This window comes from Paraburkholderia dipogonis (genome assembly GCF_042680985.1).
GTDB lineage: Bacteria > Pseudomonadota > Gammaproteobacteria > Burkholderiales > Burkholderiaceae > Paraburkholderia > Paraburkholderia phytofirmans.
This window is the reverse complement of record NZ_JBHUFR010000002.1, coordinates 110,544-122,135: the sequence shown is the minus strand read 5'-3', so window position 1 is coordinate 122,135 and position 11,592 is coordinate 110,544. Positions and strand designations below refer to the sequence as shown.

Annotated in this window: 10 protein-coding genes; 4 read left to right on the top strand and 6 right to left on the bottom strand. The window is 62.7% G+C overall.

Features of this window, described 5'->3' with window-relative positions:
• Positions 1-18: 18 nt before the first annotated feature.
• The 6 genes from ACFSNN_RS02615 to ACFSNN_RS02590 all read right to left on the bottom strand — a co-directional run bounded on the left by ACFSNN_RS02615 (position 19) and on the right by ACFSNN_RS02590 (position 7,012).
• Positions 19-729 (bottom strand): EthD family reductase, encoded by a 711-nt coding sequence (locus ACFSNN_RS02615; protein WP_134463201.1) that lies wholly within the window; start codon positions 727-729, stop codon positions 19-21.
• Between the two features lie 2 nt (positions 730-731).
• Complete coding sequence (gene hpaC / locus ACFSNN_RS02610) at positions 732-1,292, bottom strand: 4-hydroxyphenylacetate 3-monooxygenase, reductase component (protein ID WP_134463203.1); 561 nt, start codon at positions 1,290-1,292, stop codon at positions 732-734.
• A 23-nt stretch (positions 1,293-1,315) separates the two neighbouring features.
• Positions 1,316-2,533 carry an acyl-CoA dehydrogenase family protein gene (locus ACFSNN_RS02605; protein ID WP_134463205.1) on the bottom strand — a complete coding sequence of 406 codons (1,218 nt, stop codon included), beginning with the start codon at positions 2,531-2,533 and terminating at the stop codon, positions 1,316-1,318.
• Between the two features lie 56 nt (positions 2,534-2,589).
• Positions 2,590-3,948, bottom strand: a complete 1,359-nt coding sequence (locus ACFSNN_RS02600) for an MFS transporter (RefSeq protein WP_134463207.1) — start codon at positions 3,946-3,948, stop codon at positions 2,590-2,592.
• Between the two features lie 394 nt (positions 3,949-4,342).
• Complete coding sequence (locus ACFSNN_RS02595) at positions 4,343-5,815, bottom strand: NAD-dependent succinate-semialdehyde dehydrogenase (RefSeq protein ID WP_134463209.1); 1,473 nt, start codon at positions 5,813-5,815, stop codon at positions 4,343-4,345.
• A 180-nt stretch (positions 5,816-5,995) separates the two neighbouring features.
• Entirely contained in the window at positions 5,996-7,012 is a 1,017-nt protein-coding gene (locus ACFSNN_RS02590; protein ID WP_134463211.1) for a LacI family DNA-binding transcriptional regulator, read from the bottom strand.
• Positions 7,013-7,215: 203 nt separating this feature from the next.
• Here ACFSNN_RS02590 and ACFSNN_RS02585 point away from each other — a divergent pair, with 203 nt between their 5' ends.
• The 4 genes from ACFSNN_RS02585 to ACFSNN_RS02570 all read left to right on the top strand — a co-directional run bounded on the left by ACFSNN_RS02585 (position 7,216) and on the right by ACFSNN_RS02570 (position 11,591).
• Complete coding sequence (locus tag ACFSNN_RS02585) at positions 7,216-8,355, top strand: ABC transporter ATP-binding protein (protein ID WP_134463213.1); 1,140 nt, start codon at positions 7,216-7,218, stop codon at positions 8,353-8,355.
• Positions 8,356-8,475: 120 nt separating this feature from the next.
• Complete coding sequence (locus tag ACFSNN_RS02580) at positions 8,476-9,729, top strand: ABC transporter substrate-binding protein (protein ID WP_134463215.1); 1,254 nt, start codon at positions 8,476-8,478, stop codon at positions 9,727-9,729.
• 85 nt (positions 9,730-9,814) lie between these two features.
• The gene (locus ACFSNN_RS02575; protein WP_134463217.1) at positions 9,815-10,720 is read left to right on the top strand and encodes a carbohydrate ABC transporter permease; all 906 of its coding nucleotides are present in this window, start codon (positions 9,815-9,817) and stop codon (positions 10,718-10,720) included.
• Between the two features lie 19 nt (positions 10,721-10,739).
• Positions 10,740-11,591 carry a carbohydrate ABC transporter permease gene (locus ACFSNN_RS02570; protein ID WP_134463219.1) on the top strand — a complete coding sequence of 284 codons (852 nt, stop codon included), beginning with the start codon at positions 10,740-10,742 and terminating at the stop codon, positions 11,589-11,591.
• Position 11,592: the final 1 nt, after the last annotated feature.

Here is an 11,592-nt window from a genome sequence, read left to right as displayed (position 1 = left end):
CGCGGCGAGGGCGGACATTTATTTGGGTTTCAGATTACCGTAAATGCTACGCATAGGGAAATGCAGCGTCGCGCCGCTATAGGGTGGAAAGGCGTTGAAGTCCTGCTTCATGCTGGCGCGTATCGGCGACGCCAGTGCGGCCGCCAGCGAGGCGGAATCGTCGAATACGACTTTGTTGCGTTGCATGGCCGCGGCGCGCACGACGCCAGGACCCGAGCGGTAATCGAGCCGCGTGTAGATTTCCAGCTCGCGAATGCCGGGCAATTGCGCCATCAGCGGTGGATGATGCGCGAGGTAATGGGAGAGCCACGCATTGAAGTCCTGCGCTTCGCCTTCGTAGCTGACGAGGTAGGTGCAGCGTTCGGTGTGAGTGCCGAGGTTGCCCGGATTCGGAATGTCGAATCGCCTGACCGCCATGGCTTGCTGCGTGAAAGTGAGACCCGTACTAGAAGATTCGTGTGCGATGTGATGTATCGCGCCCTTTGGTTGCAGCGCTTGTTCAAGTAGTTCGAGGTCGTCGAAATACCATTGCAGCACGCAGCGGGGTCGCGCGGAAGCGTCGGTCTTCGACAGAGGATCGCAGTCGCTCGATGCCGCTGGCACGTGGATCACGCAGCGGCGTAATCCGTCTACGTCTCGCGGTGTTAGCTCGAAAAATGAAAGATCAGGAGAGCGCGTTTCACGCATAGGTGCATTCGCGTGGCCAATCAAAAATAAGCAGACTTCCACGCTCACCTCGCGCCCTGCGCGGCGCCCAGGGGCGCGGCTGCTTGCGGCCGTGTCAGCCGATGAAACTGGCGGCCGAAATAGATGAGCCCGTCGCCGTCCGAGCGCAACGCGACGTGGCGGATCTGCGCGAACATGACCGAGTGCGAGCCGACCGTCTTGATGTCGACGATCTCGCCTTCGAGACTCGCGATCGCATCCGTGAGCACCGGCGCCGACAACGCGCCGCCGGTCCACGCGTGGCGTGCGAAGCGTTCGTCCATCGGGCACGCTGTCATGCCGGCGAAATCACGGGCCACTTCCTGGCACTCGGCGGCCAGCACGTTGATGCACACGCTGCGGTTGCGATGCAGGATGTCATGCACATAGCTGGCCTGATTGATACAGACGAGCATGGTCGGCGGCGCGTCCGTCACCGAGCACACCGCGCTTGCAGTCATGCCGCAGCGGCCGCCGGGTCCGTCCGTGGTGATGATGTTGACGGCGGCCGGCAGGCACGCCATCGCATCGCGGAAACGCTTTCTGGTGTCTTCGATCGTCACGGTCTTTTCCTTTTCCTTTTGCATGGCATGAGTCAGGGTGCGCGGCGTCACGGAAAAGGCGTGACCGGCGGCACGCCGGCGAACAGCGCGCCGGACGCGTCGTACGTGCCCTCGCCGAGAAACGCATGCTGTGTCACGACGATCGAATCGCGCACGAGGCGCTGCAAGCGGTTCTCGCGATAGATCGCGGCGATGCCCGCCATCTGATAAGCCTGCATCACCACTTCCGCGCCGATATGCGCGGCGTGCGTCGCGCTGAGGCGCAACAGATTGGCCTGTTCCTGCGAGACGGCATCGCCGTCGATGATCGTCCGCCACGCGGCCTCGGCGGATTCGTAGAAGAACGCGCGGGCGCTGCGCCAGTTGGCTTCCGCTTTCGCAAGGCCCGAACGGTAGTAACCGCGATCGGCGAGGCGCGGCGCGCCGGTGGTGGTTTTGGTCGAGCCGGACAGGTCCGTCAGCAGATCGAGCGCCGCGCGCGCGAGGCCGATGTTGACGGCGGCGTGCACCTGCGCCTGATAGGCGACGGCGGGGTAGCGATAAAGCGGCTCGTCGATCAGCGCCGCGCCGCCGCGCACGAAGGTCCATTGCGCATCGACGAATTTCTCGCGCAGCCGCAAATCGTGGCTGCCTGTTCCCTGCATGCCGACCACGTTCCAGTTCTCGACGATCTCGACTTCATGCGCGGGAAACACGGCGGTGAACGGCTTGCCTGCGCCGGCATCGCCGGAATTGGCGGGCGTGCCGCCGATGCCGACGCCGATCCAGTCCGCGCCCTTGCAGCCGCTCGCGAAGCGCCACTGCCCGCTGACCACGAAGCCGCCGGGTGCTTTCATCGCGGGTTGCAGCGGATAGAGGCCGCCCGAGAAAACATGGTCGGGGCCGGTGGCATAAATCTGCTGCTGCGTTTCAATCGGCAAAGCGGCGAGGTAGGTATTCGCCGAGCCGAACGCGGCAACCCATGCGGCGGAGCCGTCGGCGATCGCGATGCGTTCGAGCATCCGCAGGAATTGCGCCGGCGGCAGCGCGTCGCCGCCAAAGCGCTGCGGCGTGCTCGCGCGAAAGATGCCGGCGCGCTTCATCTTCGCGATCATGTCGCGCGGAACGTGCGAGAGTTGATCGAACTCGTCGCGGCGGCGCTCGATCTCGCCGATCAGCGCGTCGAGCGTGAGCGGGCCTGCGTAGTCGGGATACGGATCCGCGTGATCGATCGCGCGAGGTTCGTAGGCGTAAGTCGAAAGAGTGCTCATCTGAAGGCTTTGCATGATGACGGCTTCGAAAGAAAGTGAATGGGTGCGGGATCGGTACAGGAGAGGCGGGCTTAGACGCTTTCGTGCCCGGCGTGCTCTTTGGCTTTCGCCTGAAGCCGTAGCGCTTTGGGAAAGGTCTCCGGTGCGAGACAGGTCGCGATCACCGTGATCAGGCCGAGCACGACGAGATAAATCGCCACCGGCGCGGCGCTGCGGTAATGCGCGAGTAGCGCGGTCGCTACCATCGGCGAGAGTCCGCCGCCGAGTACCGACGAAATCTCGCGGCCAATGCCGAGCCCCGAGAAGCGCAGATGAACCGGCAGCAGTTCGCTGATGAACGCGGGCTGCGCGCCTTCCAGAATGCCGAGCGTGATGCTGTTGGCGAGCACGAGCGCCGTGATGACTTTCCACAGCACGCCGGAGCCGAGCAACGTGAAATACGGGTAAGCGACCAACACCATCGCCACGGCGCCGGCGAGATAAACCGGCTTGCGGCCGACACGATCCGTGAGGCGGCCCATCAACAGGGACACGGGAATCATCAGCAGCATCGACACGGTCAGGCCGCCCAACACCCAACTCGATTTGAGCCCGATGAACTGGCCGTACGCAATCGAGAACGCGAAGAAAATGTACGACGCCGCGCCTTCCCCGAAGCGCAGGCCGAACACCGTCAGCACCTGACGCGGACATTGGCGCAGCACTTCGACGACCGGCATGCGGGCATCGCGGTGAGTCGCCTTGACGGCGGCGAACTCCGCGCTTTCGTCGACGGAGCGGCGCATCCACAGACCGAGCGCGACCAGCACGGCGCTGCAGAGAAACGGCACGCGCCAGCCCCAGCCGTGGAAGTCGGCGGGCGAGAGCGTTTGCACGAGCAGAAACGCGGCGGTGGACAGCACGAAGCCGAACGCCGCGCCGCATGGACTCCACGCCGCGAGTGCGCCGCGCCGCGAAGCGGGCGCGCTTTCGTGAATCAGCAGAATGCTGCCGCTCCATTCGCCGCCGGCGGCGAGGCCCTGCAGAATGCGCAGCAGCACGAGCATGACGGGCGCCGCGAGGCCGACTTGCTGATAGGTCGGCAGCAGACCCATGCAAACCGTGGCCGTGCCCATGACGAGCAGCGTCAGCATCATGACCGTCTTGCGGCCGTAGCGGTCGCCGATATGACCGCACAACACGCCGCCGATGGGCCTCGCGATAAAGCCCACCGTAAAGCCGCCGAATGCGGCGATCGTACCCGTCAGCGGATCGCTGCCGACCGGAAAGAACAGCTTGCCGAACACGAGCGCGGCAGCGGTGCCATACAGAAAGAAGTCATACCATTCGAGGACCTGCCCGAGCACGGCGGTCGTCACCGCGCGACGAACTTTGCTGGTGGGCCGGGTTGCGGTCAGAGATGTCAGAGCGGCTGTCGCGTCAGAATTCATGGCGGGTCATGGCAGGTGGAAGATCACGATGTGGAGGGTCGCGCGTCTAGCCATGATGTTCGGCAGGAGCGGCGAGACGAGCCCGGCAGGCATGGTCGAACAATAGGGCCGGGAAAAAACGCGGTCAAATTCGGGCCAAAAATGGCCGTCATGAATCGTGTGCATGACGGTTACGGTATTTCGCGCGAGGGGTGTTGCGGCGGGAGAGGTGGCTGCGTTCTCTTGAGAAGCGAACGCGTTGTCGGTCTGGCGTCGTGCCGGATTTATTGCGGGCAAATGAGAACTGCCGCCTTGGCACAGCGCTTCTCACAACTGGGAAGCGCTGGCGTTCGGCGGCAGAGTGTTCAGGCGTTCAGGTATTCAGGCGTTGAGCTACTAGCGGGATTGCGGCTCGTCAATCAAGCCCGCCCTGGCACATGTATTTGATCGACATGTAGTCGTCGAGTCCATACTTCGACCCTTCGCGGCCATAGCCCGATTCCTTCACGCCGCCAAACGGCGCCGCTTCGCTCGACACTGCGCCTTCGTTAATACCGATTACCCCCGCTTCGAGTTGCGCGGCCACGCGATTGATACGCCGCACGTCCTGCGTATAGAAGTAGGCGGCGAGGCCGAACGGCGTGTCGTTGGAGAGACGGATCGCTTCGGCTTCATCGTTGAAACGGAACAGCGGCGCGACCGGGCCGAAGGTCTCCTCGCAGCAGACGAGCATGTCGTCCCGCGCGTCCGTCAGCACGGTCGGCGCGTAGTAGTTCGGGCCGAGTTCGGTCAGGCGCTTGCCGCCCACCAGCACCTTCGCGCCGTGTTTGACGGCGTCTTCCACGTGACGGGCAATCTTCTGGATCGCGCGCTCGTTGATCATCGGACCGATTTGCGCTTGGGGGTCGGTTGCAGGCGCAACTTTCAGCGCGCCGACGCGTTTCGCGAGCAGATCGGCGAAGCGCTCATAGACACCGGCCTGCACATAGACGCGGTTCGGACACACACAGGTCTGGCCGCCGTTGCGGAATTTCGCTGCCATCAGTCCGGTGACAGCCGCGTCGAGATCGGCGTCGTCGAACACGATGAAGGGCGCGTTGCCGCCCAATTCCAGCGAGAGCTTTTTCAGCGTGCCCGCGGATTCACGTGCGAGATGCTTGCCCACCGGCGTCGAACCGGTGAAGGTGATCTTGCGCACACGTGCGTCGGCGAGCCAATCGGCAACGGCGGCAATGCCTTGTTCGCGCGACGCCGACAGCATGTTCAGCACGCCGTCCGGCAGACCGGCTTCCTGAGCGAGCGCGGCGAGGGCGAGCGCGGTGAGCGGCGTGTCTTCGGCGGGCTTGGCTACCACGGTGCAACCTGCCGCGAGCGCGGGCGCGATCTTGCGGGCGATCATCGCCAGCGGGAAATTCCACGGCGTGATCGCGGCGATCACGCCGACCGGTTCCTTCACCGCGCTCATGCGCTTGCCGCGCTGCTGCTGCGGAATCAGATCGCCGTAGATGCGAGTCGCCTCGTCGGCGAACCAGGCCACGTACGACGCGCCGTAAGCGACTTCGCCGCGGGCCTCGGCGAGCGGCTTGCCCTGTTCCATCGACATCAGCTTTGCAAGGTCGTCGGTATTGGCGACGATCAGCGCATGCCAGCGGCGCAGAATCTCGGCGCGCTCGCGCGGCAGCTTGTCGCGCCAGGCGGGGAACGCGCGGGCTGCGGCGTCGGTGGCGGCGCGCGCGTCAGCGGCGCCGCTGTCGGCGACTTCGACGATCGTCTCGCCGGTGGCCGGGTTGGTGACGGCGAAGCGGGCGCCGTCGGCGGCGCCGGTCCATGCTCCGTCGATCAGGTTCTGCGGGCGAATCAGTTCACTGCGTGTCAATGCGAGAGACATTCGGTTGCTCCTTCAGGTTGCCCTTGACGTAGCGAGGCTCGCGGCCGCGCACGCGCGTCGATTGATGGATCGATGCTACGCCTCTAGCGCAATCGATGAAATTGCCAATCGAGGCGCTCACGGGTTGCATGCCGTTTTTTTGCGGCGATCACAGCATTTTCTGCTGATTACCCTGCGAATTCATTTCAGCCGGCGTGGGCCGGTCGATGCGCGCACTATCAAAGTGGGCGGCGGCGCGAGCACCATCGACGGCTGCTGGTGCGGGGTCTGGATGAGTCGGATCAGACTCTCGATCGACAACTCCGCGATCGCCGCGGTCTGAATCGCGACCGTCGTCAAAGCAGGGTGCACCTGATGAGCCAGTTGAATATCCGTAATGCCGATCACCGAAACGTCGTTCGGCACCGCGCGGCCCAGCGTGATCAGGGCCTGTGCCGCGCCGATCGCGAGCAGGTCGTTGGTTGCGAAGATCGCGGTGAGGTGCGGCCGGTTCGCCATCAACTGCATGCAGGCGGCGTAGCCGGCGTCGATCGAGTCGCGGATCTGCAGCACCGCTGCCGCATCGGTCTCGATGCCGGCGGCGCGCATGGCGGCACGAAAGCCGTTGGAGCGCGCGTCCTGCAGGCCGCCGCAACCGTCGCCGATCAACAGGCCGATCTCGCGGTGGCCGAGTTCGAGCAGATGCTGCGCGGCCAACTCGCCCGCACGCGCGAAATCCACGGCGATGCAAGGCAGCGCGGGCGGCGCTTCCGGATGCTCCCACATGGCCAGCAGAATCGGGGCGCTGTGCGTGGCAGAGGCGCACAGGTCGTTGATCGTGATGTCCGTGTTCATGACGAGCACGCCGTCGGCCAGTGTGCCGGCGATCTGGTTCAGATACGCGCGGCCGATTTCGGCGTCATCGTCAGTATTGCAAACCATCAGGAAGTGGCCCGCTTTGCGCGCGGCGCGCTCGGCAGCCAGTACGAACTCGGGGTAGAAGGGGTTCGAGATATTCGACAGCATCAAGGCGAGCGTCGACGAGCGGCCCTCGGCTAACGCGCGTGCGTTCAGGTTGGGCCGGTAGCCGAGATCGGCGATCGCCTTGAGCACACGCTCAGCCGTTTCGGGGCGCACCTTCTCGCGATTGCGCAGCACGTTGGAGACGGTAGCGGCGGTGACGTGAGCGCGTTTCGCGACTTCGGACAGAGTGACCATATTCTCGCTATCCCATATTCAGGGAATGTGATTCAAATGTTGCAAGCCACCGTCGAGGTTGATAACTTGCTGGAAAACACAGCGGAGACACCATCATGACTTTTCCCGACGAACACGAATTTAAGCGATTAAATGCCTGCCGCGCAAGGGCTAGCCACTTATTTTTCACAGAAATTTAAGCGGTTAAATCCAAAGGAGGCAGCATGGCTGCGATTCGTTTGACCGACGTACAAAAGTCGTATGGTGACAATCCGCCGGTGATCCGGCGCGTGAATCTGGAAATTGGGCAGCACGAATTCTGTGTCTTTCTCGGCCCGTCGGGTTGCGGCAAGTCGACCCTGCTGCGAATGATCGCCGGTCTCGAAGATTTGAGCGAAGGCGAGTTGCATATCGGCGGCCGTCTGGTGAACGACATGCCTGCTGCCGCGCGCGGCGTAGCGATGGTGTTCCAAAGCTACGCGCTGTTTCCGCACATGACCGTGTTCGACAACATGGCGTTCGGGCTGAAGCTCGCGAAGCAACCTAAGGACGTGATCGACGGCAAGGTGCGCGAAGCCGCACGCATCCTGCAACTGGATGATTATTTGCAGCGGTATCCGAAGGCGCTTTCGGGCGGGCAGCGGCAGCGCGTCGCAATAGGCCGCGCGATTGTGCGCGAGCCTGGTGTGTTCCTGTTCGACGAGCCGCTCTCAAATCTCGACGCTGCGCTGCGTGGCCAGACGCGAGTCGAAATCGCGCGCCTGCATCAGCGCTTCGCCAACGCCAGCGTGGTCTACGTGACCCACGATCAGGTCGAAGCCATGACGCTTGCCGACCGGATCGTGCTGCTGCACGCCGGCGCGGATGCGGAGCGCTTTGGCAGCATCGCGCAGAGCGGCGCGCCGCTCGAGTTGTATCACCATCCCAGATCGCGCTTCGTGGCGGGCTTCATTGGTTCGCCGCGCATGAATTTCATCGACGCCATGGTCGATTCGATCGAACCTGGCAGCGTAACGGTCACGCTGGCACAAAGCGGCGAGCGTCTGATCGCGCAGGTCGACGGTCAACGCCTGCAGCGCGGCCAACCGGTCACACTCGGCGTGCGGCCGGAACATTTGCGTCTAGACGGCGACGGGCAATCCGTTCAATGCACGACAGTGCTATCGGAACGGCTCGGCGAGCACAGCTACGTTCACGCGGATCATGCAGCAGGCACGCTGATCGCCAAGGCGGCGGGCGATACGCCGATCGGGTCCGGCGAACGCATCGCCATTCACGTTCCGCCGTTCGCCTGTCATCTGTTCGACGCGGATGGGATTGCATTGCGGCGAAGCGCGTTCGAGCCCGAACGGGCCGCTGCCTGAGTTCCGTTCATGAGCGCAGATCGTACCCACTGATTCATCAAAGCCCAATTCCGCCACAGAGCGGGTTACATCGCCGGCAGCCGTTCGCCGTCGGCCAACAAGGTATCAAGGAGACACAAGATGATTGCTCTTCGCCTTCGCCGTCTTGCACATGTGTCAATCGCAGCCGCGCTGGTTGCGGGCTCGCTCTGCTGTGCCGCGGTCGACGCCGCCACGCTCAACGTCAATGTATCGGCGCGCGGTAATCAACGCTCGACATGGCAGGACGCGTTCGACAAGTTCAAGAAAGCCAATCCCGATGTCGACCTCAAAGTGACCTACATCACCGAAGAAGCGTACAAGGTGCAGATGAGCGGCTGGCTCGCCACCGATCCGCCTGACGTCGTCTCGTGGCACGACGGCGAGCGGATGGCGTATTACGCGCAACGCGGGCTGCTCGAAGACCTGTCGCCGGACTGGAGCAAGAACGGCTGGTCGCAGCAGTATGCGTCGGTGAAAGAAGCGTCGACGTATAAGGGCAAGCAATACGCGGCGCCGCTCGGCTACGACGCATACGGTTTCTTCTATCGCAAGGATCTGTTCGAGAAAGCCGGGATCAAGAGCGAGCCGAAGACGTGGGATGAATTCCTCGACGCCTGCAAGAAGCTGAAAGCCAGTGGCGTCGCGCCGATCGCCGTGGCCGCGCGCGATAGCTGGACGCTCGCCGCCTGGTTCGACTACCTCGATCTGCGCATCAACGGCAACGCATTCCATCAGCAACTGATGGCCGGCGAAATTCCGTACACCGACGCACGCGTGAAAAAGGTCTACGCCGCGTGGAAAACGCTGATCGACGATCACTACTTCATCGACAACGCGCTCTCTTACGACCTCGATTCCATCGCGCCGTTTCTCGTGAACGGCAAGGCGTCGATGATGCTAATGGGCACGTTCTTCTCCGCGAGCATCCCGGCGAACCTTAAACCGCAAACCGGCTTCTTTCGTTTCCCGGTAATCGACGCCAGTGTGCCGATGGCCGAAGACGGTCCGGTCAATGTGCTGCTGATTCCCGCGAAGGCGAAAAACAAGGCCGATGCGCGCAAGCTGCTCGCCTTCATGGAACAGCCGCAGATCAACGCCGATCTCGCGAAGGGCTGGGGCCAACTGCCGTCGAACAGCCAGTCGGCGGAACCCGAAGACGCGATTTCCAAGGTCGGATTCCAGACGCTCGCCAATACTAAAGGCGGTATCGCGCAGTTCTACGATCGCGACATGCAGAAGGAAATGGCCGACGAAGGCATGAAAGCGATGCAGCAGTTCTACAGCGATCCGTCGCAACTCGACGCCGTGCTCGTGCGCCTCGAAGCGACCCGCAAGCGCATCTACCAGAAGTAAAGAAGTCAGCCCTGGAGTGCCGGCGGCGTAGCAACGGCCGGCGCTCGTCTTCGATTCGCCTTCGCTTTTCAACGAGGCCCGATCCATGTCTCATTCCGCAGCGCGCGGCTTGCCCGCGGCTTCGCACCGTCACGTCTCGACGACGCGCCGTCATCAGCACCGCGCCGCGTTTTTCTTTCTGTTGCCGGGTTGCGCGTTGTTTTGCCTGTGTGTCGTGTATCCGATCATCAGCAGCATTTCGCTCAGTTTTTATCACTGGGACGGTATGACGCCGAAAACCTTCGCGGGTTTCGATAACTACGTCGAGCTGTTTCATGCCGACACGTTTTACACGGCTCTGAAAAACAACCTTATCTGGCTCGCGCTGTTCCTGCTCGCGCCGCCGCTCGGTCTGCTGTTCGCGTTGTATTTGAACCAGCATATCCGTGGCATGCGCGTCGTCAAGTCGCTGTTCTTCGCGCCGTTCGTGCTCTCCGGCGTGGTGGTCGGTCTCGTGTTCAGCTGGTTTTACGACCCGGGCTTCGGCTTGCTGCGTTTGATCGTCGGTCACGGCATTCCGGTGCTCGGCGACCCGCACACGGTGACGTTCGGCATCGTCTTCGCCGCACTGTGGCCGCAAACGCCGTTCTGCATGGTGCTGTATCTCACGGGCCTGACCGGCATCAATCCAGAAGTGGTCGAGGCGGCGCGCATGGAAGGCGCCAAGGGCGTAAAGCTGCTGTGGCACGTGATTCTGCCGCAGTTGCGGCCGGCCACCTTCATGGCCGTGGTGCTGACTGTGATCGGCGCGCTGCGCAGCTTCGACCTGATCGCGGTGATGAGCGGCGGCGGTCCGTTCGACAGCTCCACCGTGCTCGCCTATTACATGTACGACCAGGCCATCAAGTACTACCGCGAAGGCTATTCCGCGGCGATTGCCGTCGTGCTGTTCGCCATCATGCTCGTCTACATCGTGTTCCATTTGCGCCGCATGCTGCGCGAAGAACGCTGATCTCCAGGAGTTACGCGTCATGTATCCGCTTCCCGTCGAACGCTGGAAACCGCTTAATCGCAGGCTCTATAAAGCGTCGCTGCCCATCGCGCTGCTGATATGGCTGCTGCCGATGCTGGCCGTGCTCGTCACGTCGATTCGCTCTTCGGACGAGCTTTCGCAAGGCGATTACTGGGGTTGGCCGAAACACTTTGCGCTGATCGAAAACTATGGCGCCGCGCTGACGCAAACGCCGATGCTGCATTACTTCGCGAACAGCGTGCTGATCACGGTGCCTTCGGTGATCGGCGCGATCGTGCTGGCGTCGATGGCGGGTTTTGCTTTGGCGACCTATCGGTTTCCGGGCAATACAGCCGTGTTGTTCGCGTTCGTCGCGGGTAATTTCGTGCCGATCCAGATTCTGATGATCCCGGTGCGCGACATGGCATTGAAGGTCGGACTCTTTAACAGCGTATGGGCGCTGGTGATTTTCCACGTGTCGTTTCAGACCGGCTTTTGCACGCTGTTTCTGCGCAATTTCATCAAACAGCTGCCGTTCGAAATGATCGAAGCCGCGCGTGTGGAAGGCGCGAGCGAATGGACCATCTACCTGCGCATCGTGCTGCCGCTGATTCGTCCCGCGCTCGCCGCGCTCGGCATTCTGGTGTTCACGTTCGTGTGGAACGACTACTTCTGGGCGCTGTGTCTCACGCAAGGCGACGACGCCGCGCCTATCACCGTGGGCGTCGCGGCGCTCAAAGGCCAGTGGACGACCGCATGGAATCTGGTCGCGGCGGGTTCAGTGCTGGCCGCCTTGCCTTCCGTGCTGATGTTCTTCGCGATGCAGAAGCATTTCGTCGCTGGCCTGACTTTCGGCGCAAGCAAGGGCTGAG